At 68.6% G+C, this 23,405-nt stretch carries 18 protein-coding genes and 2 pseudogenes; 6 read left to right on the forward strand and 14 right to left on the reverse strand.

Annotated elements, in window-relative coordinates; all coding sequences use genetic code 11:
* Positions 1-366: 366 nt before the first annotated feature.
* The 6 genes from ACIBTX_RS09820 to ACIBTX_RS09845 form a co-directional block, all read right to left on the reverse strand.
* The gene (locus tag ACIBTX_RS09820; protein ID WP_363660465.1) at positions 367-804 is read right to left on the reverse strand and encodes an SRPBCC family protein; all 438 of its coding nucleotides are present in this window, start codon (positions 802-804) and stop codon (positions 367-369) included.
* Positions 805-1,186: 382 nt separating this feature from the next.
* Entirely contained in the window at positions 1,187-1,861 is a 675-nt protein-coding gene (locus ACIBTX_RS09825; protein WP_363660466.1) for a DUF998 domain-containing protein, read from the reverse strand.
* A 187-nt stretch (positions 1,862-2,048) separates the two neighbouring features.
* On the reverse strand, positions 2,049-3,317 hold the full coding sequence (locus ACIBTX_RS09830; RefSeq protein WP_357174132.1) for a low temperature requirement protein A: 1,269 nt from the start codon (positions 3,315-3,317) through the stop codon (positions 2,049-2,051).
* Between the two features lie 103 nt (positions 3,318-3,420).
* On the reverse strand, positions 3,421-4,020 hold the full coding sequence (locus ACIBTX_RS09835) for a TetR/AcrR family transcriptional regulator (protein ID WP_357174129.1): 600 nt from the start codon (positions 4,018-4,020) through the stop codon (positions 3,421-3,423).
* Positions 4,013-4,849, reverse strand: a complete 837-nt coding sequence (locus ACIBTX_RS09840; RefSeq protein WP_357174126.1) for an alpha/beta hydrolase — start codon at positions 4,847-4,849, stop codon at positions 4,013-4,015. Before ACIBTX_RS09840 ends, ACIBTX_RS09835 begins: the two co-directional genes overlap by 8 nt.
* 40 nt (positions 4,850-4,889) lie before the next feature.
* On the reverse strand, positions 4,890-5,309 hold the full coding sequence (locus ACIBTX_RS09845; RefSeq protein ID WP_357174123.1) for an ATP-binding cassette domain-containing protein: 420 nt from the start codon (positions 5,307-5,309) through the stop codon (positions 4,890-4,892).
* Between the two features lie 135 nt (positions 5,310-5,444).
* Between ACIBTX_RS09845 and ACIBTX_RS09850 the strand changes: the two genes are divergently transcribed.
* The 5 genes and pseudogenes from ACIBTX_RS09850 (at position 5,445) to ACIBTX_RS09870 (ending at position 11,428) form a co-directional block, all read left to right on the forward strand.
* On the forward strand, positions 5,445-6,425 hold the full coding sequence (locus ACIBTX_RS09850; RefSeq protein ID WP_357174120.1) for a helix-turn-helix domain-containing protein: 981 nt from the start codon (positions 5,445-5,447) through the stop codon (positions 6,423-6,425).
* Positions 6,426-6,695: 270 nt separating this feature from the next.
* Entirely contained in the window at positions 6,696-7,022 is a 327-nt protein-coding gene (locus ACIBTX_RS09855) for a DUF6355 family natural product biosynthesis protein (protein ID WP_357174117.1), read from the forward strand.
* A gap of 877 nt (positions 7,023-7,899) precedes the next feature.
* Positions 7,900-8,457 (forward strand): SMI1/KNR4 family protein, encoded by a 558-nt coding sequence (locus tag ACIBTX_RS09860; RefSeq protein WP_357174114.1) that lies wholly within the window; start codon positions 7,900-7,902, stop codon positions 8,455-8,457.
* Between the two features lie 222 nt (positions 8,458-8,679).
* Positions 8,680-9,885 (forward strand): annotated as a pseudogene (locus ACIBTX_RS09865) (cation:proton antiporter); the annotation flags it as partial.
* A gap of 253 nt (positions 9,886-10,138) precedes the next feature.
* The gene (locus ACIBTX_RS09870) at positions 10,139-11,428 is read left to right on the forward strand and encodes an ArsB/NhaD family transporter (protein WP_357134631.1); all 1,290 of its coding nucleotides are present in this window, start codon (positions 10,139-10,141) and stop codon (positions 11,426-11,428) included.
* 3 nt (positions 11,429-11,431) lie between these two features.
* Here the strand turns inward: ACIBTX_RS09870 and ACIBTX_RS09875 are convergent, their stop codons facing one another.
* The 5 genes and pseudogenes from ACIBTX_RS09875 to ACIBTX_RS09895 all read right to left on the reverse strand — a co-directional run bounded on the left by ACIBTX_RS09875 (position 11,432) and on the right by ACIBTX_RS09895 (position 15,124).
* Positions 11,432-11,878, reverse strand: coding sequence for a CBS domain-containing protein (locus ACIBTX_RS09875; RefSeq protein ID WP_357134629.1), 447 nt, complete (start codon positions 11,876-11,878; stop codon positions 11,432-11,434).
* A 71-nt stretch (positions 11,879-11,949) separates the two neighbouring features.
* Positions 11,950-13,233, reverse strand: coding sequence for a Na+/H+ antiporter NhaA (gene nhaA, locus ACIBTX_RS09880; protein ID WP_357174111.1), 1,284 nt, complete (start codon positions 13,231-13,233; stop codon positions 11,950-11,952).
* A gap of 109 nt (positions 13,234-13,342) precedes the next feature.
* On the reverse strand, positions 13,343-13,822 hold the full coding sequence (locus ACIBTX_RS09885) for a hypothetical protein (RefSeq protein WP_357174267.1): 480 nt from the start codon (positions 13,820-13,822) through the stop codon (positions 13,343-13,345).
* A pseudogene (locus tag ACIBTX_RS09890) lies at positions 13,802-14,003 on the reverse strand (IS256 family transposase); the annotation flags it as partial. The gene ACIBTX_RS09885 and the pseudogene ACIBTX_RS09890, both read right to left, overlap by 21 nt.
* Positions 14,004-14,134: 131 nt before the next feature.
* Positions 14,135-15,124: an MFS transporter gene (locus tag ACIBTX_RS09895; protein ID WP_357134626.1), complete on the reverse strand. Its 990-nt coding sequence runs from the start codon at positions 15,122-15,124 to the stop codon at positions 14,135-14,137.
* 311 nt (positions 15,125-15,435) lie between these two features.
* Here ACIBTX_RS09895 and ACIBTX_RS09900 point away from each other — a divergent pair, with 311 nt between their 5' ends.
* A complete protein-coding gene (locus tag ACIBTX_RS09900; protein ID WP_357134625.1) occupies positions 15,436-15,936 on the forward strand; it encodes an Lrp/AsnC family transcriptional regulator in 501 nt (166 codons plus the stop codon).
* 270 nt (positions 15,937-16,206) lie between these two features.
* Here ACIBTX_RS09900 and ACIBTX_RS09905 read toward each other — a convergent pair whose 3' ends face one another.
* The 3 genes from ACIBTX_RS09905 to ACIBTX_RS09915 all read right to left on the reverse strand — a co-directional run bounded on the left by ACIBTX_RS09905 (position 16,207) and on the right by ACIBTX_RS09915 (position 23,258).
* The gene (locus tag ACIBTX_RS09905; RefSeq protein WP_357134623.1) at positions 16,207-17,595 is read right to left on the reverse strand and encodes an amino acid permease; all 1,389 of its coding nucleotides are present in this window, start codon (positions 17,593-17,595) and stop codon (positions 16,207-16,209) included.
* 62 nt (positions 17,596-17,657) lie between these two features.
* Positions 17,658-20,030: a helix-turn-helix domain-containing protein gene (locus ACIBTX_RS09910; RefSeq protein ID WP_357134621.1), complete on the reverse strand. Its 2,373-nt coding sequence runs from the start codon at positions 20,028-20,030 to the stop codon at positions 17,658-17,660.
* A 69-nt stretch (positions 20,031-20,099) separates the two neighbouring features.
* A complete protein-coding gene (locus ACIBTX_RS09915; protein ID WP_396832326.1) occupies positions 20,100-23,258 on the reverse strand; it encodes a BTAD domain-containing putative transcriptional regulator in 3,159 nt (1,052 codons plus the stop codon).
* Positions 23,259-23,405 lie beyond the last annotated feature (147 nt).

Below are 23,405 nucleotides of genomic sequence, written 5' to 3' on the forward strand. Positions count from 1 at the left end.
TCCAGGACAGGAGGTTCACGTGGTCGAGTCGGCTGCGGTGTTGGTTGAGCAAGGCCGTGGCGCGTCCGGAGCGTCTGGCGGTGGGTTGCACGGCTAGGAACGCGAGGTAGTAGTGGGGTTCGGTGGGTCGGTCCTTGGTGAGCAGTCGGTCGAGTAGGTCGAAGCGGTCGGCGTGGGGGGCCTGCGGCGTCGCTGAGGCGGGTGGGGTAGTTCGCGGGGGGTGGGATGGGCCGGTATCGGGGTAAGCCGACGGTGGCGGCGGTGGCGTCGTCGGTGAGGTAGATGTCGCCGTAGAACATGGCGTCTTGCCTGCGAGGGCTGCGACTTGTCCGAGCTGTCACGCCGAGTTGCTGCGGCTGGTGAAGGTCACTCCGCGGCGATGTGGAGATGATCGAGCCAGGCCTTGAGTGATCCATCCAGTGCGGTCTGCATGCCCGCAACGTCGGCGGTCACTGGGGCGCCGCTCCAGGACTCCTCGGTGTCAACCTGTACCCCACCGTCGACGAGGGTGAATGTCCAGGAGTGGATTCCCGTGATGCCTTCGGTGGGTCCGCCCCACAACGTGTGTCGTTGCGGCTCGACCTGGTAGATGGTGGAGGAGATGGTGAGGTTGTAGGTCTCCCACGCAAAGGTCGCGCCGGGCCGGAAGTCGTCTTCCAGGTGCGACCGATCGATGGCCTTCTGCCAGTTCGGCCACGCGTTGACATCGGTGTGCAGCCACCACAGGGTACCGATGGGGGCGGCGATCACGATCCTGTGCCTGGAGATGACGGGTGCTTGCTCGTCGATGCTGTTTATGCGCACGATGGCGCCTCCTTGAATATGAGTTGAGCCCTACGGGGCGACAACGGATCGGGTCGCTACTGGTAGAACATCTCGTCGAACGACAACGTCGCCGCGGCAGGCGTCGCAGCCGACTCGGTCGCGTTACCGCGACCGTGGGGTAAGACGCCGGCGTGCGGGTTGGGCGGCCTTGCCGATGGGTGTGACCGGCGAGTCCTGCGTGGAAGCTCCAGCGCGCGGTCGCATTCGTGGCAACCCGCATCCAGCGGGGCGGTGTGCTGTGCATTAGGCGCAACCGACTCACTGGAAGTGATGGGGGTTGTGGACCTGGGGCTTGTTCCCGGTCGTCGATCGGGGTTCTGGAGCGGGCGGGTCAGCTGCTTGTGGATGCCGTGCTTATGGACTAAATGGTCGCGGTGACGTGGGGTACGCGGGAGTCGGCCCGGCTGCGCAGGAGTGCGACGGCGACGACGAGTTGCCAGATGACGATGGTGTAGACGGAGCCGCGTTCGATCGCACCTGAGGGCAGGCCGGCATCGAAGGTGAGGAAGAGAGCGGTCACGGAGACCAGGCCGAACGCCGCGACGATAATGCTGACCAGACCGATCAGCCGCGTCTCGGGAATCTTTCGCCAGTGGATGCCCAGGACGAGGGCGAGCACGTTCCCGCCGACGATGGCCAGCGTTGCTCCGGTGAAGTGCAGGGGAAGCGTGCCGTTCTGCTGGGCCTGTAGGGAACCGTGGAAGGTTCCGACCAGGATGTAGCCGATCATGGTCACGACCCCCATCACGGCGGTGAAGGTGCGCCGTCCGCCGAGCGTCCGCGATAGCAGCACCGCGGAGATCCCGAAGAGGATGCCCTGAACGATGAATCCGGTGTTCATGACCACGTGCAGCGGGGAGTTGAGTTCGCGGCCTTGGAACACCCCGGCGGTTGCGGATCCGAGGTCGCTGATCCAGTTGTCGGCGTAGCTGTAGGTAGGCGATTTCCACGCCGCGGCCGCGATCGCTTCGGCGGCGAGATAGATCACCGGGCCCAGAAGGAAGGTGGCAGCCGCGAGGGGGCGGAGCTTGTTCATGATGTGGTCCATTCCGGTCTAAGTAACTAATTGGTCGGCCAGATTCGAGGGGAGAGGGGTGTTCGTGGCCGAGTCACGGCGGTTTCACGGGTGGCGGATGCTGTGGGTGAGGGGGTGTGTGCCCAGGAGGTGTCGGGTTGTGCCGGTACGGGCACTTCGGGTGCGATGGCTGGCTCACTGGAAGGGTTCATGAGCCGCCCGCGCGGTCGGGCGCTTCATTGGTGGGAGCGGGCTGAATGGGCTTCAGTCGTCGTTCGAACCAGAGGTGGGCCAGGACTATCAGAGCCACATAGACCACGAGTGTTCGGGCGCTGACGGCGGTGGCGAGCAGGCCGAGCAGCAGTGGGGCCGCGATGCCGGTGGTGACCCGTGAGATCGTCCTTTGCAGATCGGAGCTGTGGCTGGCGACGCCGGTGACCACCCCGAGGGTGAAGTAGGCCGCAACCGCGCCGCACAGCAGCCAGCGACCTTGGTCGGGCAGTGGGTCGGAGCCGTGGCTGACCGCCAGGGACAGCGGTACGGCGATGGTGGCGACGACGCCGGTGACCAGGCAGTGCAGGCCGAGGGCGGAGCGGGTGGGGATCCGGCCGACGCGCAGGTGCGGCAGGCCGGCGTATCCGAAGACGACCGACAGGCCGAACATGCCGGCCAGCAGGATGAAGGACGCGATCGCGGTGGCCAGCAGGCCCGGGTCGTACCGCGTCTCGCCGGCGGCGGCGACGATCTGGACCACCGATTCGCCCAGCACGATGATCACGAAGAGTCCCAGCCGCTCGGCCAGGTGGCCCGGATCAACCGATACCCCGTGGATGACCAGTCCCGTGCCGTCGGGACGGCCTCCCGATCGAGGGCGACGTCGAGTACGTTCTGGCGCGGTGAGGTACGACTGGACCCGCTGCAGGATCCTGCTGCCGGACAGGACCAGGATCAGCAGCAGGTCGAGGCTGACTCCGGCGGCCCAGAGCGCGAGCTTCCAGTGTTCGTCGGCCCAGAGCGACGCGAACCAGGGCAGCAGTCCGGCCGAGTACTGCACGACCGGGAAGTCCAGCAATACGGCGCCGCGTTGCCACGACTTGGACCCGTAGACGCGCGTGGTGATGTAAGCGATCGCGAAGACGTTGAGCGGACGGAGGTCGTCGCCGTGCTCGAGCACGGCGTGCGCCACGCCGGGCACGGACGCGGCCATGGTCCCGAGGCCGAACATGCCGACCATCAGCCGCAGCACCCGGGTCTGGCCGGCGGCTACGTTGCCGTACAACATGAACGTCGTCCAGGACAGCCACAGAGCCAGGAACAACAGGGCGTAGAGACCGAGCGCCGCGGCGTCTAGTTCCGGCCCGAGCACGTGTGCCAGGGCAGCCACGCCGGCCACCGCCACGAGGTCGAAGAACAGCTCGGCCCAGCTCGCGTGCCGCTCGATCCTGGAGTCTTGGGGCTCTTCGTCGATGGTCACCATCAGTGGCTGCCGGGTGGTGGTGTCGCGGTGATCGTGGGTGCCCGGGTGATGCTGATGTCGGTCCTCCGGGATGAGGTGGTCGGGTCGGGTCGTCGACGATCCGTCAGCGGACGAGGGTGCCGCTGGTCGTGGTAGTGATGGCGTGTAGGCCGCGGTCGAGAAAATCGACCATCCAGGTGAAGCTGTCGTCGACAGATGCGTCGAACCGGAACCCGCCGGCTGCTTCCAGGGTCGAGAACCCGTGCAGGACGCTGCGGAGCATCCGCAGGGCGTGAATCTCCTGGCTGGAGTCCAGGTGGTAGCCGCGAAGCATCGCCGCCCAGGAGGCGACAACCCGTTGCACGGCGGGGATGATCGGGTCGTCGGGCCCGGTCGCGCGGGAAGAAGCGGCATCGCCGGCCGCGTACCGGCCGGGGTGCTCCAGCACGTAGGTCCGCATCGCCTGCGCGCCGGCGGCGAGGGCCTCACTGCCGGCCCGGCCCTGGATGGCGTCACGAATGGCGTCGGCGAACTCGGCCATGGCCTGGACAGCGACACGGTGGACCAGATCAGCCTGGCTGGCGACGTGTTTGTAGAGCGCCGGGGTCTTTACCCCGAGCCGTTCCGCGACCAGGCCCATGCTGAAGTTCTCGAAACCGACCTCGTCGACCAGGGCGGCCGCGGCCTCGGTGACCGACAGCGCGGTGAGCCCAGCCCTAGGCATTCGCCAGCGTCTTGTTCAGGAAAGGCCGGGCCAGCGCGAGGACCTGATCCGGTGTCTGGGCGTGCGGATAGTGACCGGCGCCCTCGATGACGGCCAGCTCGCCGAGGCCCGGGGGCAGGTCGGCGATGATCTTCTCGCCCTCGGCGCGGGGGTCGGCCCAGTCGGGGTCGAGGCTGCCCTCGATGACCAGGACCGGGCAGGTGACGTTGGCCAGCTGCGCGCCGGCGTCGCTCGGGCTGGTCTTGCACATGGCCTGCAGAACCTTCATCCGGCCGGGCTCCGTCAGCTTCGCCTCGATGCGTCTCAGTTCGGCGTCCCAGTCGGCGGGCTTGACCGGATACGCCGCGTCGAGGTACTTCTTCCAGCTCGCCAGCCTTCCCAGCACCATGACCTGCCCCATCTGGCTGTAGCCGGTCCGGAAGCGCTTCACCCGCAGCAGCCCGCCAAGATCAAAGGGTTGTACGCGGGTGAACGGCGCCAGCTCGATGACGCCGTTGATCAGATCGGGCGCGGTAGCCGCCGCGATGGTCGCCGCGCCGCCGCTGATCGACTGCCCGATGATCACGGCCGGGCCGCCGAGGTGACGCACGACGGCGACGAGGTCGCTGGCGATGTCGGTGCGGCTGTACCCGTCCCAGCCGAGGCTGGAGTCGCCGCAGCCGCGAATGTCGACGTTGGCGACCCGGTACCCGGCGTCGGCCAAGGCCGGAGCCAGGAAACGATACGAGTGCCGGCTGTCGCCGATACCGTGCGCCAGGACCACGAGAGGACCGTGCCCGGACACCTCATAAGTGAGGTTGTTGCCGGCGATGCTCAAGGACTCGGTCATGACGACCTCCACAGAATTGGTTAACGGCGCTTCCTCGAGGTTAACGGCGTTTCCCTGGTTGAGTCAAGATCTTTTTCGATGGCTTCGGCCCTTGAGGACCAACGGCAGTGAATCCGGCGTCAAGCGCTGAACCGTCTGCTAAGTCCGTTATGGCGGCAGTTGATCTCAGCCGCATCGGCGCCACGGTGACCAGCCCAGGGATCGTGAACCGGCGGCCGACCCGCTCCCGCCGACGGTTGTCGCGCGGGCTCTGAAAGAGGGCGGCGACGCGGGTCCGGAGGGCGATTGGTACGGCGTAGCGAACGGCGGTGACCGGGGTGCCGTCGATGCTGACCCGGCCATGGTCGGGGTGGTGCAGGAGTGCCAGGACCCGGACCAGTGTCGACTTTCCGCTGCCGGACGGTCCGCGTAACCCGACCGTCTCACCCCGCCCGATGCGCAGGTTGACGTCGGCGAGCACGACCTGACGGCGTAACCGACGCTGACCACGTCAAAAGCCCTCAATGCCTGACCGGCACCATAACATCGCAACGCCGCTATATCGACGCCAAGCTATCGTGATCTGACCCCTGCAGCGACAGCGCGAAGGTGAGTCATGGACGTAGTCAGCACCACCGAGGTCCCGGTTGAAGACGGGTTCGCCTTCTGGCGCGAGGTAAACTCGAAGCTCTGGGTGCCCTACGATTTGCGCTGTGAATCGCAGTGGGAGCCCGGATTTCGGGCTCAGGTCGGGATCAGCGAGTTCGGGCCCGTGCAGGCGACATTAATGACCACGATGCCGCACTCGGTCCACCGCACTCCCAAGCTCATTCGGCAGGCCGATCCCGAGGTGTTCAAGCTGGGTTGCCTTGTGCGTGGTGGCGGCATGATCACGCAAGACGGCCAGCGCACAGATTTCGGCGTGGGGGACCTGATACTGTATGACACCTCTCGGCCCTACCTGGCCGAATTCACCCCGGATGTGCCAGTTAGTCAGCTGTTGCTCCTGCGCTTCCCGCGCTTGTTACTGCCGTTGCCCCCCAGGGAGCTGCGGCGCCTGAGCGCAGTTCGCATCCCTGGCGCCCAAGGCGTCGGCGCATTATCTTCACAATTCCTGCTGCACCTTGCCCGGCACATGGACGAACTCAGTCCGTTGGACGCGGCCCGGCTGTCCACCCTCACCATTGACGTGTTGACAGCGGCACTGGCCAACGCGCTGGACGTCCAAAGCGCGGTGCCCTCCCACACCCGACGGCGAGCGTTGATGGCTCAGATCCACGCCTTCGTCCGAGAGAACCTGGGCGATCCGCGCCTGACACCGGACGCGATTGCCGCAGCGCATCACATCTCGTTGCGATACCTGCACAAGCTGTTCCACGAGGAAGGGCACACGGTTGCCGGCTGGGTCCGTGAGCGTCGCCTGGAGCAGTGCCGACGCGACCTCGCCAACCCCCAACTGGACGCGCGCCCGATCCACGCGATCGCCGCCCAGTGGGGGTTCACCAGCCCGGCACACTTCAGCCAGGTCTTCCGCAGCGCCTACGGTCTTTCGCCACGCCAGTTCCGCGAGCAGTCCGCGAGAGTACGCGCAGACTAAAGACTTGTGCGCTTACCAGTAACGACAGACTCGGCTGTGGCCTGCACTCTTATCTTAGGAAGTCCGCTCAGTCAGGGTTGAATCTGATTCCGGCTTACGGAAGAAGGTTCACTTGAGCGTGTTGCATCGATCCGTGTTTTCGCGATGGAAGGAGCGCGACGAAGTACATCGATCACTCCATGCAGCCAGCAGCATCATCTAGGCCGCAGCGGCGGCTGACAGGAGACCATTGTGAAAATGTGGTACAGAACGGCGTTTCGGATCTCGGCAGTGACCGCGATCCTTGGCGCACTCACCCTGTCCGGGACCGTGGCACAGGCAAGTCCGGGCGCCAGCTCCCGCCTGTCCCAACCCGAAACCACCGCGATTTCGGAGCAGGCCAAGCCCGGCAGCGAGGACGTCGCCGTGCAGGTTTGCGGCTACTACGAAGACGCGGTGACGGCCTGGTACAACCACTGCGGGAACACCCATGTGCTCATCTACGTCGACGCGACGTGGCCCCGCGACGACTGGAGCTGGTGCATCGGCCCGGGAACGTGGGACATCGGCGGCGCCAACGCCGTATCCAACGCCTGGTACTCGGGTCAAACCTGTTGAACCGCCAGCCAGGCGCTGCGCGATCCTCCACCTGCGTTCGGTGGTTGTGGATCAGGTCAGCGAGTCAGATGAGGGTGCGGTCGGACAGGGGAATCGCGGCAGGGTAGGACAACAGCGAGGCTTCCGGTTTTGGCGTCGGATCTTGGTCGACTGCTGTCTTACCGGGAGCCTCGCCCTACGTCGATCCCTGCCCCCCACCCCACCGCCGTGACCAGCCCCGTCGCGATGAAGAGGGCTCATTCAACATCGCGCTCGCCCTCGGCAACATCGGCGCTGTCAGGTCGCGCCTCGGCCAACACAGCATCGCGGCGCGCTACCTGAGAGTTTCACTGGGACTCTGACTAGACCGCATCCGCTCATGCCGCAGCGCGCTAGGCAGCGTCCCGCCAGGCCTCTGCCGTGACGTGGTACGCGGCCTGCTAACGACGCCCACCTTCGAACTTCGCTCACATGGCGGAGACCGGCGCTCAACTGCACCCGTGTCTACCCTGTGGCCTCACGTTCTGGCAGGTCAGAGCCGGTGCGGCGTCCTGTTGACATCCGAAGTGGTCACTTTTCGCTGCTCAACAGGCCTAGCGCAGCGCATGCCGTGCTGTCGAACCTCGTCGCCGCATAGCCGATTACCAACGAAGAAAGCGATCGCTGAACGAGGGCGTAAGGGGCAGCCCGTTTGCGACGAACAAGGATGCTCCTTTGTCTTCAGGTCTGGCCGGGCTGCGGTCGTGCCGTGTGTCAACAGGTAGCCCGCGACTCGCGCCATCGAGGCGCCGTGCCGCCGCGCCCGTGAAGAATGCGTGGAGCCAAACCTGGACCAGAGGGTGAGGTTGGGCCGGACCAACTCCTCTCCGCCCGGTCCAACGTGATACGACTACGCGTCATGGACAGCTACACCCAGCTAGGCGACCTCGTCGAGCTTCGAGCTGCCTTCGTGGTGGATGACGCCACTGAATCGGCTCTGGGCTGGCCAGGGGTGCACGCCTTTGAAGCGGAGCATGGGGTCGTACTGCCGGAGCCGTACCGAACCTTCGTCGCGGAGATCACCGACGGATCGTTCTCCGGACCACCGGACTTCGGTCTCCTCGGCGTAGCCGAGATGCCCGATGACTGGGGCAACGATCGCCCGGTGCGCGAGTTGGCGGCCTCGTTCCCGCTGATTGAAGCGTGGCTGTGGGAGGAGGACTCCCGGCCGGTGGAGGAGATCGAGCCGCTGCTCGAACCCGTCTTCGACCATGGTTCGATCGTGCTCGGCACGGATGGCTGTGGGATGTACTGGCATCTCATCGTGACCGGCCCGCATCGCGGGCATATCTGGAATATCAGCGGTGAGGGTGCGGTGCCCTTCGGAGCGGAGTTCGGCTACACCACCGGGGCGTCGGGGTTCGTCGGGTGGGTTCGGCACTGGGCGGCCGGCAAGCCATGGTTCGACGCTGCTTGAATCGGTCGCTGCCGTCAGTGATGGCAAGACGGGGAGTCTTGGCGGTTCTGCACGAGCTGGTGGTACGCACCCGACTGCACGGGCTCCCCAACCTGACGCGAATCCGGCTGGCGCTGGCCGCCGTCGCGCCTCGTGTCGGTGGCCGTTACGATCACCGGGATCCGTGGAGCGCCGGGAAGTCTGGTCGGCACCGTGCTGGTTCGCGCTCTCGGAGGGGTTTCCTTGCTGCTGCTGTGCTTCGCCGCCGTCCTGCTGGCCGCTGTGCTCGTCTCGGCACTGGCACACCGCACCATCCTGTCCACCGCGGCGCTGTTCCTGCTTGCCGGGTTTTTGCTCGGCGAGGACACCACCGGTGTGCTGCACCTGCGCGCCGACTCGCCGATCGTGGCGCAACTCGCCGAGCTGGCGCTGTTCGCGGTGCTGTTCACCGACGGGATGCGGGTCGGGTGGGCGGACCTGCGTTCGGCGTGGCGGCTGCCCGGACGCGCACTCGGTTGGGGACTACCGCTCACCCTGCTCGTCAGCGCGATACTCGCCCACTACGTCGCCGGCCTGGACTGGCCGGAAGCGCTGCTGATCGGGGCGATCCTCGCCCCCACCGACCCGGTGTTCGCCGCCGCGCTGGTCGGCAACGACAAGGTTCCCGCCCGGCTGCGGCACCTGCTCAACGTCGAGTCCGGCGTCAACGACGGACTGGCGCTGCCGTTCGTGGTGGTGCTGCTGGCGGTCGCGGCCGGGTCGGACGATTTGCACCTGGGTGAGCTCGGCACCGAACTGGCGGTAGGCCTGCTGATCGGCGTGTTGGTGCCGCTGGCGGCGATCGCGCTGGAACGGACCCGCTGGTTCGCCGCGTCCGCGGCGTACGCGCCACTGAACGGGGTGGCGATCGGCCTGCTGGTGCTGGCCTTGGGAAAGGCCACCCACGGCAACCTGTTCCTCGCCGCGTTCGCCGCCGGTATCACCGTGGCGACCTTCGGCCCGCGCGAACGGGCCGCGTTCGAGCACTTCGGGGAGAACATCGCCGAACTGCTGAAGCTGGCCGCGTTGCTGGTGTTCGGGGCGCTCATCTCGGTGGAGTTCCTCGGCGAGATCTCCTGGGCCGGCTGGGTCTTCGCCGTCCTCGCCATCGTGGTCGCCCGACCGGTGGCGCTGTGGATCTCGTTCCTGCGCTCCGGGCTGGGCTTGCGGGAACAGGCCGCCGCGATGTGGTTCGGCCCCAAGGGCTTCGCCTCGGTGGTCTACGGCCTGCTGGTCCTCGAGTCCGGCATCGGCGCGGCCGACGACGTGTTTCACCTGGTAGCGCTGACCATCGTCCTGTCCATCCTGGCGCACTCCTCGACCGACGTCCTGGTCGCGAGGGCGTTCGACGACGCGGATGAGACTCCCGGGTGGCATGGCGTGCTGCGCCGGATCCGCCGGGTGCGACGCGCGACGGTGAGCTCGGCACGGCGAGCCGACCTCGCGCCCGGCCAGGACCGGACCACGTCCGCTGGCGGCGACGGTGCCGTACCGGACAGCGATCGCACTGGCGGGCCGAAAGGGCAGAGCCGTCGACGGCCCGAAGGCGGCGAACCCGTGCAGAACGGTGGCTGACCGGTCCGCCTGCTAGGTTGATCTCAGGTGTGCCGGGAAGCCTGGTCGGCGTCGCGGTGACGGCTGACCAGAACCGGAGAGACGCCCCATGAGCACCCTGGCCTGGATCGCGGTGGCCGTTTTCGCCGCCGCCTACGTCCTGATCGCCACCGAGAAGATCAACCGGGTGACGGTGGCGGTGGGCGGTGCGTCGATCATGCTGGCGATCGGGGCCACCGACGCCGAGCACGCGTTCTTCTCCGAAGAGGCGGGGATCGACTGGAACGTCATCTTCCTGCTGCTGGGCATGATGCTGATCGTCGGCGTGCTGAAACGCACCGGCCTGTTCGAGTACCTGGCCATCTGGAGCGCCAAGAAGGCCCGCGGCCGTCCATTCCCGATCATGGTGATCCTGGTGGTGGTGACCGCCGTGGTGTCGGCGGCGCTGGACAACGTCACCACGGTGCTGCTGGTGGCGCCGGTGACGCTGCTGGTCTGCGAGCGGCTCGACGTGCCGCCGATCCCCTTTCTGATCGCCGAGGTGATGGCGTCCAACATCGGTGGCGCGGCCACTCTGGTGGGCGACCCCCCGAACATCATCATCGCCAGCCGGTCGGGGTTGAGTTTCACCGACTTCCTGAACGTCATGGCCCCGTTGGTGCTGATCGTGATAGTCGTGTTCATCGGCCTGTGCCGGATCATGTTCCGAAAGGCATTTCGCTACAACGCCGAGCGCGCCGCGCGGGTGATGGCGCTGCGGGAGGCGGACGCGATTCGCGACCGCCGCCTCGTCGTGATCAGCCTGGTGGTCCTCGGCGCGGTGCTGGTCGCGTTCGGCCTGCACACCGTGCTGCACCTGGAGCCGTCGGTGGTGGCCCTGCTCGGCGGGCTGCTCCTGCTGGTGCTGTCCCGGCTGGACGCGGAAGAGGTGGCCAAGGACGTCGAGTGGCCGACGCTGGTGTTCTTCGCCGGCCTGTTCGTCATGGTCGGCGCACTGGTCGCCACCGGGGTGATCGACAGCATCGCCCGGTCGGCGACCGAGGCCGTCGAGGGCAAGTTGTGGCCAGCCACCATGTTGTTGCTCTGGGCCTCGGCGGGGTTGTCGGCGATCGTGGACAACATCCCCTACGTGGCGACGATGAGCCCGATCGTGAGCGAGTTGGTGAACGCCGAGGGCGGGCTCGACAAGGCGCAGGTGCTCTGGTGGGCACTCGCCATCGGGGCTGACTTCGGTGGCAACGCCACTGCCGTGGGTGCCTCGGCGAACGTGGTGGTGCTCGGCATCGCCGACCGGGCCGGGCACAAGATCACTTTCTGGGGGTTCACCAAGTACGGCCTGATCGTGACCGTGATCTCGGTGGCGATCGCGGTGCCGTACCTGTGGCTGCGGTTCTTCTGACGCTCAGGTGCCGAGAATTCGGTCGAGCAGCCCGTCGAGGGTGATGGCCCCGGTCATCACCTGGTCGCGGTCCACGACCGCGACCAGCGGCACGTTGGTCCGGGCCATCACCGAGGCGACCTCGAGCAGGGTGGCGTCCGTGCTGACCACCGGCAGACCTGGCCGGTTGCGGGGGAGCAGGTCCGCGACGGTCCGGTTACCGATCCCCGCCAGGACCACATCGGCGGCAGCCTCGTCGATCACCCGCGCCAGCGCCGGATCGTCCTGACAATAGGACGGCAGCGCCATCCGCAGTACCTGCGTGCCGGCCAGCACCGTCGACGGACGGCCTGCGGCGTCCACCACGATCAGGCCGGGCAGATCCTGCGCGGCCAGGATCCGGGCGGCCTCTCGGGCCGGCATGTCCTCGGTGACGGTGTCCATGGAGATCGCCACATCGCTAGCGCGCATGCACCGACGATACGCCCGGGGCCGCGCGTTGATCGCGCTGATGTCGCATGGCGGCTCCACTCGCGGTGGACCTATCTCTGGTAGACGTCGGGAACGTCATCATGGTCACGGTCGACCCGCTCGGCCTCGAAGATCTGCCGGTACCCGCGATTCCGCACTCGCAAGATGATCATGGCGAGGGTGGCGGCGATCAGGGAGCCCGCCAACACGGCGATCTTGACCCGGTCGTCGGCGTCGCTGCCGATTCCGAAGGCGAGTTCGCCGATCAGCAGCGAGACGGTGAAACCGATGCCGGCAAGCACGGCCAGCCCGGTCACGTCGATCCATGCCAACCCGGCGTCCAGCCGGGCCCGGGTGAACCGGGCGACGAGCCAGGTTGCCAGCAGGATGCCGATCGGCTTCCCGACGACCAAGCCGAGCATGATGCCCACCGCGATCGGGTCCGTGAGCGCCTGCGCCAGGCCGTCGAGGCCGCCGACGGCCACTCCGGCGGACATCAGCGCGAACACCGGCACCGCGACGCCGGCGGAGATCGGCCGGAATCGGTGCTCGAAGTGCTCGGCCAGACCCACCCCTGGACCCGTGCCCCTGGAGCGCAGCACCGGCACGGCGAAGGCGAGCAGCACCCCGGCGACGGTGGCGTGCACGCCGGAGGCGTGCACCAGCGCCCAGGTCGCGAACGCCAGCGGCAGCAGCAGCCACCACGAGCGCACCCGCCGCTGCACCAGCAGCGCGAACAAGCCCAGCGGCAGCGCCGCGGCCAGCAGCGGCAGCACCGACAGGTGGGCGGTGTAGAAGACCGCGATGATGACGATCGCCAGCAGGTCGTCCACCACTGCCAGGGTCAGCAGGAAGGTGCGCAGCGCGGTCGGCAGATGCCGGCCGATCACCGCCAGTACGGCTAAAGCGAACGCGATGTCGGTGGCCGTCGGCACCGCCCAACCCTTCAGCGCGCCGCCTGAGTTCACCACCACGTACACCAGAGCCGGCACGAGTACGCCGCCGATCGCGGCGGCGACCGGGACCGCGGCGCGGCGCGGATCACGCAGGTCGCCGGCGACGAACTCGCGCTTGAGTTCGAGACCGGCGACGAAGAAGAAGATCGCCAACAGCCCGTCGGCCGCCCAGGTGGCCAGCGAGAGGTCAAGGTGCAGCGCGTGAGGCCCGACGGTAAACGCCGTCATCGCCTCATAGCGGTGCGCCCACGGGGAATTGGCCCAGATCAGCGCCACAGCGGCGCCGATCAGCAGCAGTGCCCCGCCGATCGTCTCCTTGCGCAGCACCTCAGCGATGCGACTCGCCTCGGCCCAGGAACCGCGGCCGAGGACACGAGGGGGTGACTGCGGGTTGGACATCACAGGCGAGCACCTTTCGGAAGACGGGTCGGAGCCATTTGCCGACCAGACTTCCCGGCGCACCGGAACCCATCGTACCGGCAGCCGCGCCTGGAACGTTCGCTACGAGCTACGACCGGCGGTGCCCCTCGTCCCTGCGCCTCAGCACGCGCAGGTACCGGTTTCCTGCACCCAACACCACGGCCACCACGAAGATCGGTGTGAAGCCCCACGGAGACGGAGCCGGTGGCGCGCCGTCGGCGAGGACACCGACGAACACGCCGACGGCCACGACCGCGACGGCAAGTGACGCACGCCAGTCGCTCAGCGCCGTCGCCAACAGGCCGCAGGCGACCGCCATCACCAGCACGCGTCCCACCGGGTCTTCGGGAGGAAAGACCACCGCCGTGGCGAACGACGCCACCACGACACCGACCGCACCAGTCACCAGATCTCGGATCAGGACGACCCGGTGAATCTCCGCTTCGTCAGCAACGCCCACAGCCTCAGTCTCTCCTCGTGCCCAGCCGATGCCAACGCAGCGACGGCCAGGAAGCCGGCTCCAACGATATCGGGGTTCTTGTATGGCATAGCCGATGTGCTCGATCATCTCCTCGTCCGGCGCGGTCTCCAGAAACCGTCTTGGTCAACTGCCTGAGCAGCCCCTCCGGGCCGGTCAACGACAGACCCTGTTCCTTCGCGGCCCGGACCAGGTCGGCGGTAGCCTTCGCCTCCGCCGACAGTCCGGGTCGCTTCTTACCTCCGGTCTGCTCGTTCAGTGTCGCGGTCATCACGGCACCCTCCTCACCAGGCACAACGCCTGGCAGGTCGGGCCAGAAACACCGTCAGATCCACGGACCCTGACCACGCTGTCACGGCGAGGCGCAGCCAGGCGCCGGCGGGAACCGGGGAAGGCCGAGAGTCAACTGCTGGTGGTTGCTGTTCTGGACACCAGCAGCGCGGACGGGATGACCGCGAGGATAGCCAGGCCGGCGAGGGCCCGGTATCCGCCGGTGGCCAGGATCGCCGTGGAGCCGAGACCAGCGATGGCGGCGATGCTCCAGATTCCGCTGTCGACGGCACCTTCGACCTGGACGCATTGCGACTGTGGCAGGTTCTGGGTCAGTTGGGTGCTTCCGCCGATGAAGCACAGGTTCCATCCGTAGCCGAGGAGAAGAAGGGCAACCGCGCGGGGTTGGGTATGCGTGTTGGCCGCGGTGAGGACGGCGGCGAGGGACAGGGTGAGCAGACCACCGAGCATTACCGGTCGCGTGCCGACGCGGTCCACCAACCGACCGGTCAACGGGGAGAGTGCGAACATGCCCAGCGTGTGTGCCGAGAGGACGGCGCCCACCTCGCCGAGCCCGTGACCGTGCAGGTGCATGTCCAGTGGTGCCGCGGTCATCACCGCGATCATGACGAGTTGTGCGGTGGCCATCACCGCGAACGCCGACCGGACCGTCGGCATGGCGAGGAGAGGCCGCACCTTGACCGCGGGACCTCCATGTTCTACGACGGTTGCTGGCGCGGCGGTCGCGGCGAGCACGGCGACGCCGGCGGCCAGGGCGGCGAGCACGAGCGGTCCCAACGCCGCCGCCCCGCCGAGTCTGGTGGCGGCGGCCGCGGCGGGTCCGAGCAGCAGTGGTCCGCCCACCGCGCCCACGGTCCCCGCCCACGTCAGCACGCCGATGGCGAAGCCTCGTCGCCGCGGTGGATACAACTCCGCGGCGACGTAGCGGGACAATCCGGCGGCGGCGTTGCCCAGCCCGATGCACAGCATGCCGAGGCTGAGACCCGCGACGTCGTTGTGGGCGACGGCGAACACCGCCAGCGCGGCGCCCGCGGTGGCGCAGAGGTAGCCGACGACGAGGCCCGCGCGCCGGCCCCGTCGACCCATTACGGCCGTCACCATCAGGGCACCGAGGCCAGTACCCGAAATCGCGGCCACGTTTGGTAATCCGCCCCACCCGGCACCGAGCCGGTCAGCGGCGACGATCGTGGCAACAGCGCTTGCCACCGAGATGGCCGCGTTGATCATCGCGGCTCCCGTGAACAGGGCCGGCATAGCGCGCGTGTGGTCTCTTGTGGACGGCGTCACCTCGTAGGTATCTGCTGGCATGGATCAACGCTAGAAAGCTAAGATCCGCCAATGAATGGGCACTTCCCTCGTCTCGGCTGTTAGGGGTTTACGACCATAAGATGCTTTGCTGATTGGGTTTACAGATGAACAGATCGCTGGATCAGACCGACTGGCGGATCATCGGGGAGTTGCAGCGCAACGGGCGCGTGTCGTACAACCAACTTGGCCGCCAGATCAACCTTTCCCCGCCATCCGTCGCCGAGCGTGTGCGGCGCCTGGAGGACATGGGGGTGATCACCGGCTACCGGGCCATCGTTGATCCAGCACCCGCCGGCCTACCGTTGACCGCCTTTGTGCAGATGCGGTGCGCCCACGGACGATGCCTGCTGAGGACCTCCACCGCTGACGACCTTCCAGAGGTCTACGAGGTGCACAAGCTGTCCGGCAACTCCTGCACCATGCTCAAGGTGCGGGCGGCGTCGATGCAGCACCTCGAAGGACTGCTCGAACGGCTCGGCGAGCATGGAGAGATGAACTCGCACGTCGTCCTCTCCACCGAGTACGACGATCGCCCGGTGCAACGACCCGATCCGGACGGCCGACCGGTGACCAGATCCTCCGGCTGGGGGAACCGACGGTCGTGAGCTATGGCGTCGCGCGGGACGTCCGGTCGAACAGCCGCGAGTGGGGGCGGCGAACCGAGCGCGGGCCTCACCTTGCGCTCGAGCCGAGTCGGCACCTGCCTGGATCTCCCGCCGCACCTGCCTGATCTGAAGTCTCGGCAGATCGTCGGCCTGATCGACGCGTGAGAGGCGGCCGTACAGCTGCATTGTGACAATCGGTCTCTGGAGCGACGAGGCGCCGTCTCCAGTCGGCGGCTCGGCTGCTGACTGGGACGGCGCCGTGGTTGCGGATCACTGTTGCGGGGTGGTGCACCGCACCCTTCGGGTCAGCGCGTACGTCACCACGATCACCACCACGGTCGGTACGCCGACCGTCCACGCGACCCGGAACGTCCCGACTAACAGCATGCTCACGACCACCGCCGCCATCGCAACCGCCGCCGCGGCACTGGTGTGCCAACCGCCGGGCAGCGACAGCGGCGACCGGCGCGCCTCGTCGGCGGTGCGCCGGCGGCGGAAGGCCACGTGGGTCGCGAAGATGAGCACCCAGGTCGTGGCGGCGCCGAACAACGCGATGCCGAGCAGCTTCGCGAACGCGTCGTCGGGCGAGATGAGGGACACCGTCACCGCCAGGGGAAGCCCGACGGCCGACGCGGCGACCGCGTTCACCGGCACACCGTGGCGGTTGACCCGTCTCGCCCAGGCCGGCGCCTGGCCGTCGACCGCGAGCGAGTGCAGCGTGCGCGTCGACACGTAGAAAACCGTGTTGAGGGCCGACAGCGCGGCGGTGAGCACCACGAAGTTCATCACCGCGGCGGCGGCCGGCAGCCCGGTCCACTCGAAGACCAGCACGAACGGGCTCGTGGCGAGCGCGCCGTCCGGCACCCGGCCGACGGCCTGCGACACCGATACGATGACCACCATGCTGAGCAGGTAGAACAGGCATACGCGCAGAATCGTCCCGCGCGCCGCGCGCGGTAGGTCGCGCCCGGGGTTGGCCGACTCGGCGGCGGTCAGCGCGAGCGCCTCGGTGCCGCCGAAGCTGAAGGTCGCCACGATCAGCGCGACCACGAGGCCGGTGAGTCCGTGGGGCAGGTAGGACGGTGCGTCGCTGATCGCCGACAGGCCGGTCGCCGGTCGGTTGGGCAGCCCGACGGTGAGGAGCACGGCGCCGAGAACAAGGAACACCACGATCGCGGCAACCTTGATGGACGAGAACCAGTACTCGACCGTGCCGAAGGCCCGCACCGGAAACACGTTGACCGTGATGATCGCTGCGGCGGCGAGCATGACCGGGATCCACAGCGGCACCTGCGGCCACCAGTACCGGATGTAGATCCCTACGGCGACGGTTTCGGTGCCGGCGCCGATCGCGACCACACCCCAGTACAGCCAGCGTTGGGTGAACCCGGCGAGGGGGCCGAGGTAGCGGTGGGCGAGCGCGCCGAACCCGTGCAGGTCGGGATGGGCGAGCGCCATCTCGGTGGCGGCGTAGGTGAGGGCGATCGCGAGGAGCCCGCCGACGACGAAGGTGAGCAGTACGGTCGGTCCGGCCATGGAGACGGCGAGGCCGGAGCCGAGGAACAGCCCGGTGCCGATGACCCCGCCGATGGTGAGCATCCCGATCTGGCCCGACGTGAGGCCGCGACGCAGCGATGAGGTGACAACAGAAGGTGACATAACCATGTCACCATGCAAACAAGCTGGTCGGGGCCGAACAACGAAGGAAAATACGCAGAACGTCAGGCAGGATCGGTGCCGTCGAGGACGGCCCGCGTCGCCCGGGCCTCGGTCTCGATCCGGCTGTCCAGGCTGGCGGCGAGCGCCTCCAGGTCACGGGTGAGGTCGGTGGGACCGGTGCCGTCCAGCGTGGGCAGCATCGCCCGGGCTTCGTCCTCGAGCCGGCTGGGCAGGCTGCCGGCGAGCATCTCCAGGGCGCGGGTCAGGTCGGTGCGAGCCTCGGCGGACTGGCCGAGTGCGGCCCGGGCCTTGCCCCGCAGGACGAGTGCGAAGGCCACGAAGTCGTCGTCCCGATTCTCGATCAGCAGCGGCAGCGCCCGTTCGACCGCGTGCAGCGACTCCTGGTGGCGCCCGGCGCGGACCAAGGAGGACGCCACCCCGTACATCGCGCTGCCCCGGAGGGTGAAGGCCGGGCGGGCCGCCACCGGACGGCTGTCGAGTTCGGTCAGGGCGCGCTGGAACTCACCGACCGCGTCGTCGTAACGGCCCAGGTGCTCCAACGCATGGCCGATGCCCACCACATGATCCACGTACAGGGCGTGATCGCCGGCCCGGTCGGCCAGCTCGCACCCGGTGCGGTGGGCCCACAGCGCGTCGTCGAAGCGGCGGACATTCAGCCAGGCGGGGCCGGCCGAACTGAGCGCCCGGGCCTGCTCCTGGGGGTCGCCGATCGACTGTGCGAGCCGGTATGCCTCCATCGCCGCCTCCGTGGCCTCCTCGTAGAGGGCCATCAGTTGGACCGCCGTCCAGGCGTAGAGGCTGGTGTGGAAGGCCTGCTGGCGCAAGTCGGGCAGTGCGTTGGCGGCGGCGCGGGCCAGCCGGCGTACCTCCCACCAGCCGCGCCAGCGTAGCGTCGACTCGGAGTACCAGCGGGTTGCCGCCGCGACGTCGGCGACGAGTTGGTGCCGGCCCTGGGCGGCGGCGGTACGCAGCGCCGGCAGCCAGCTGTCGCTCTCCGCCCGCAGCCAGGCGTCAGCCTCCTCCATGCTGGCCAGGGGCACCAGGCCGGCCCAGCCGTCGGGCAACCCGCCGTAGCCGGGCTCGTACCACCGGCCGGCGACAACGGCGGTGTCCAGCAGCCAGGTGTTCATCCGTTCCGCGGTCTCCGCCCGGGTGTCGCTCGGTTCCTCGGCGTGCAGCCGCTCGTCGGCGTAGAGCCGGATCAGGTCGTGGAATCGGTAACGGTCGACGCCCTCAGTCTGCAGAAGCCCGACCTCCACCAGATCCTCCAGGCGGTCCTCGGCGTCGGGCAGCGCGGCCTCGATGAGCGCCGCCGCGAGCGGCGCCGCGAAGTCGGCGGCCGGAACGTGGGCGAGGCGGCGAAACAGTTGGGCGCTGGGGGCCGGCAACTGGGTGTACGACAGCGCGAACGCGGTGGCCACTCCGGCGTCGCCGGTGGACAGCGCAGCCAGTCGGTGGCCGGTGTCGGCGAGCCGGTCGACCAGGTGCCGGACCGTCCAGTGCGGACGCGTGGAAAGGCGGGTCCCGGCGATCCGCAGCGCCAACGGCAGGTGCCCGCACAGGTCGGTGACCCTGTCGACCTGCGGCGCCGTCTGTGGGTCGGCGGCCTGCCTGGCGATGGCACGCAGCAGGTCGGCGGACTCTTCCGGCGCGAGAGGCGGCAGAGCGATCCGCAGTACGCCTTCGAGGCCGCCTAGGGCGCGCCGGCTGGTCACCACGACGAGGCACCTGCCGCCCGCCGGTAGCAGCGGCCGGACCTGGGCCTCCGAACCGGCGTTGTCGAGGACCAGCAGGCAGCGCCGATCACGCAGGATCCCGCGTAGCTGGGCGGAGCGCTCGTCGTCGCTGTCGGCGACCTGGTTGGGCTGGACGCCGAGCGCACGCAGCAGACGCAGCAGGGCGTCTCCGGTGGGGAGCGGCGTGGCGTCGACCCCGCGCAGGTCGACGTACAGGCAGCCGTCGGGGAAGTCGTCGCGTAGTTCGTGCGCGGCCCGGACCGCCAACGCGGTCTTGCCCAGTCCCGGCTGCCCGTGCACGACGAGGACCGGCGGCGGGTCGTCGATCTCGGCGGCGTGCTTCGCAGCGTGCCGGACGATCTCGAGTTCGGCACGCCGGCCGACGAAGTCCGTGACGCCGCGTGGTGGCTCGCAGAGCCGGGGCCTGCCGGCCGCGCTCGGGGAGCGGGCCTCCTTCGCCGCGGCCGTGAGACCGGCCCGGCCGTCATCGTCGAGGCCCAACCCGTCGGCGAGAGCGGCGAGGGTACGGGTCTGCGGTGCGCGGCTGTGCCCGCGTTCCATGTCGGAGATGGCCCGGGCGCTGACGCCGGACCGTTCGGCCAGCTGCTCTATGGTCAGGCCGGCGGCCCGGCGCGATGCCCGTAGGCAATCGCCGAACGGGGACGTCTGGCGCGGCACCTCGTCATGATAGATCGGCCCGGTGGACGGCCGAGACGTTGCCCGCACCGGGCCCAGCCTCGTGGTGCACTATCCGTGGATCGTCGTGTGGGCGGTGCAGGGCTCGGTGAGTTCGACGAGGAATCGTTCGGCGCGTCGGGCGAAGAGTCGGGCCCCGCGGGCGGTGGAGTGGGCCTGGGCTCGTTCGGCTGCGGCCCGGACCACCGCGTGGGGTTCCCCCCGCGCCTGCGACAGGCGTGCCCGCAGCAGCAGGAGCAGGCCTTCGCTGTAGCGCTGGCCGTGCTCCCAGACGGCCTGGTCGGCCCGGTCGAGGGCGGCCCCGGCCCGGTCAGGGAGGCCGGCTGCCAGCCACATCTCCGCGATCAGAGCATGGTGGTAGGCGATTCCCCACTGCGGCGGGTCGAGCAGGTTGGCGGCCAGCAGTTCCTCGGCCTCGGCCGCCGCGCCGGCCGGATCGTCACCAGTGAGGGCCCGTGCCCAGCACCAGCTCTGCCGGATGTAGTGGTCGATCTGGGATTGAAGGCGGGCCAGCCCGGCGGAGACCCAGCGCTCGCCGGCACGTCTGGCCAGGGCCGCGTCACCGGCCATGGATGCGATCATGGTGGTGTAGTAGACGCAGACCGCGGCCGCGTACGAATCACCCGGGGTGTCCCAGGTGTTGACGAAGGCCAGCGCCGACTCGACGTCACCGTTCAGCGCGGTCATCACGGCCCGCCATCCGGGTCCTTCCCCCGGAATGCTGCCGTCCCGCCGCAGCGGAGTCTCCTCGTCCGGCACGGAGGGGTCGTCGTCTTCTCCGGCGAAACAGCGGTACGCCTCGCCGATGTTGCCGATGTCCCAGTGATACAGGCCCCAGGCCTGCCGGCCATAGCGTCGGGCACCCGAATCGGAGGACGTCCGGCCGTACTCGTGCATCCGGCGGGCCAACTGCCCACGACTCTTCTCCAGGCAGGTGTACGCGCCCATGAGGCGGATGAAGGCGAAGTCGGCGGCCTCTGCCTCCCGGGCGAGAGTGCGAGCCAGATATTCGGCCCGCTCCAGCAGATCGAAGGTCGAGGCATCGTAGCCGGACTGCCGTCTGACCACGATGGCGAGCAGCGTGAGGGCGGACAACTCCAGCTCCATGAGCCCCGATGCCCGAGTGATCTGCACGGCGGCACGCAGTTGGCGATTGGCGGACTCGAACGCGAGCTTGGACGCCGCGTAGCGCCCGGCGCGGATCAGCGCCTCCCCGGTGCGAACAGGCTCGGCCAGGGCACCGGCCGCCCACAGATGGAAGGCGAGGCGTTCGGCGACGGCCTCGTCGCGGCCATGGGTCCGTTCGAGCGCATCCGCGACGCGCAGATGTAGCCGGATGATCTGCTGTTTCGCCGTGGTCTCGGAGACCGACTCGCGCACCAGGTCGTGTGCGAATCGTAGCGAGGACGGATTCTCCGGACCGGGTTCGAGCAGGCCGAGGGCGTGCAGCGGCTCGAGGCGTTCGAGGCAGTCCGCGACGTCCACGCCAGCGGCGCGCGAGAGCAGCCGCAGGTCGATGTCACGGCCGATGAGCGCGGCGACGCGCAGTAGTTCGCGCGCGTCGTCGTCGAGGCCGGCCATCCGGTCGCGAACGACGTCGCGCACGGTGGACGGAACCCCCGCCGGTCCGGATGCGCCGTCCTCGCTGAGCGCGCCGTCCTCGCTGAGCAGCCGGGACAGTTCCTGGACAAAGAACGGATTGCCGGCGGTACGGGCGTGGATGGCGCGGGCGACGGCGTCGTCGGGCTCGCGGCCGGCCTCACGGCGGATGAGTGCGGTGACGTCGGTCAGTCCGAGCGGGCCGAGCCGGATCCTGCGGTGGCCGGGCAGCCGGCTGGCCGTAGCAAGCACCTGGGAGAGGGCCGAGTCGAGCACCGGCGCCCTGTCGCGAAGCGCACCGATGAATGCGGTGCGGTCGGGCAGCCGGCCGGCCAGATGACTGAACAAGCGCCGGGAGGCATCATCGGCCCATTGCAGGTCGTCGAGGATCAGGAGTGTCGGTCGTTGTGCCGAGGCACTTCTGACGAGGGCGACGACCTGCTCGAAGAGCCGGAACTGAGCGCTACCGTCGGGAACCGCCCGGACGGCGTCGCTGCCCAGCCCGAGCAGGATGCCGAGCTCGCTGGCGAGCCACTTCTCCCGCTCCAGCGCGGGCAAACTGTCGACGACCGCGCTCAGCGCCTGCTCCCACGGCCACATCGACGGAGTTCCGTCGCCCTCTAGGCAGCGACCCCAGGTCACCAGCGCGCCGTGCTGGTCCGCCACCTTCGCGGCCTCTTCCAGCAGGCGGGTCTTGCCGACGCCCGGTTCACCTTCGAGGATGCCGATGGCCGCGCCCCCGGCAACGGCGCGCTGCACGGTGCGTCGCAGCATGGCGAGTTCCTCGATCCGGCCGACCAGGCCAGCTCCTGCGTTCACCTGGACCTCGTCCGCCGTGTCCATCGACGGCGGCGACACCGATGGCTGAGCCAGAACCCGCCGGTGTGCGTCCTCCAGTGCCGGACCTGGGTCGACGCCCAGCTCGTCGGCGAGGCGATCGCGGACCGCCCGGAAGACCGCCAGTGCCTCCGCCTGGCGACCGGCGGCGCCTAGGGCACCGACCAGGCCGGCGTGCACGGGTTCGTGGAACGGTGCCATCGATGCGGCCAGTCGCAGGGCGCGAAGCACCCGTTCCGGTCGGCCCAGCGACACCGCCTGCTCGGCCGCGGCCGAGCAGGCGTCGTAGAACTCGTTGTCGAGCACGGCGAAGGTGGCCTCCGCGCCCGTCCCGTCGGCGATGCCGCCACCTGCCGGGCCATGCCACAGGCCGAGCGCATCGATGTAGTGGTCGAGCGCCGCTTCGTGGTGCTGCCGCGCCGCGGCGGCCGTGGCCGCACCCACGAGTCTCCGGAAGGCGACGAGATCCAGCGCGCTGGAGGCGGCGACGAACAGATAGGAGTTACCGCGACGGTGCAGGAACGAGCCGGTGCCCCGGGCGGGAAGTTCCGGCTCGAGGATCCGTCGTAACACGCCGACGTACTTCTGGATCACGTTGAGGGCACTGGTGGGAACGTCATCGCCCCAGATCAGATCGATCAGCTCACTCGTGCTGATCGGCCTGCCGACGCGGGCCAGGAGCAGCGCGAGGAGATATGCCTGTTGCCGGGGGCCGGCAGCCAGCTCGACGTCGTCGCGCCAGATCCGCAGCGGGCCGAGGATCTGCAGGGACACCGAGGAGCGACCAACCGGCGGATCTTCGTCGCCGGGTGGGTCGGGAGAGACTGGCACGGCCACGCTTATCGACCCCGAACCGACATGACGCTTGCTTCCACCTGCACGGCGTACGTGGACCAGTCGATTCTACCGGGTCTACGAGTC

The sequence above is a fragment of the Micromonospora sp. NPDC049359 genome (genome assembly GCF_044466585.1).
Taxonomy (GTDB): domain Bacteria; phylum Actinomycetota; class Actinomycetes; order Mycobacteriales; family Micromonosporaceae; genus Micromonospora.

What these genes read in the sequence shown, in the direction of transcription:
- ACIBTX_RS09825 (WP_363660466.1), bottom strand. Translation starts at nt 1,861, where the DNA reads ATGAACAAGCTCCGCCCCCTCGCGGCTGCCACCTTCCTTCTGGGCCCG.
- ACIBTX_RS09830 (WP_357174132.1), bottom strand. Translation starts at nt 3,317, where the DNA reads ATGGTGACCATCGACGAAGAGCCCCAAGACTCCAGGATCGAGCGGCAC.
- ACIBTX_RS09835 (WP_357174129.1), bottom strand. Translation starts at nt 4,020, where the DNA reads ATGCCTAGGGCTGGGCTCACCGCGCTGTCGGTCACCGAGGCCGCGGCC.
- ACIBTX_RS09840 (WP_357174126.1), bottom strand. Translation starts at nt 4,849, where the DNA reads ATGACCGAGTCCTTGAGCATCGCCGGCAACAACCTCACTTATGAGGTG.
- ACIBTX_RS09850 (WP_357174120.1), top strand. Translation starts at nt 5,445, where the DNA reads ATGGACGTAGTCAGCACCACCGAGGTCCCGGTTGAAGACGGGTTCGCC.
- ACIBTX_RS09860 (WP_357174114.1), top strand. Translation starts at nt 7,900, where the DNA reads ATGGACAGCTACACCCAGCTAGGCGACCTCGTCGAGCTTCGAGCTGCC.
- ACIBTX_RS09870 (WP_357134631.1), top strand. Translation starts at nt 10,139, where the DNA reads ATGAGCACCCTGGCCTGGATCGCGGTGGCCGTTTTCGCCGCCGCCTAC.
- ACIBTX_RS09875 (WP_357134629.1), bottom strand. Translation starts at nt 11,878, where the DNA reads ATGCGCGCTAGCGATGTGGCGATCTCCATGGACACCGTCACCGAGGAC.
- nhaA (WP_357174111.1), bottom strand. Translation starts at nt 13,233, where the DNA reads ATGTCCAACCCGCAGTCACCCCCTCGTGTCCTCGGCCGCGGTTCCTGG.
- ACIBTX_RS09885 (WP_357174267.1), bottom strand. Translation starts at nt 13,822, where the DNA reads ATGATCGAGCACATCGGCTATGCCATACAAGAACCCCGATATCGTTGG.
- ACIBTX_RS09895 (WP_357134626.1), bottom strand. Translation starts at nt 15,124, where the DNA reads ATGGTGACGGCCGTAATGGGTCGACGGGGCCGGCGCGCGGGCCTCGTC.
- ACIBTX_RS09900 (WP_357134625.1), top strand. Translation starts at nt 15,436, where the DNA reads ATGAACAGATCGCTGGATCAGACCGACTGGCGGATCATCGGGGAGTTG.
- ACIBTX_RS09905 (WP_357134623.1), bottom strand. Translation starts at nt 17,595, where the DNA reads ATGTCACCTTCTGTTGTCACCTCATCGCTGCGTCGCGGCCTCACGTCG.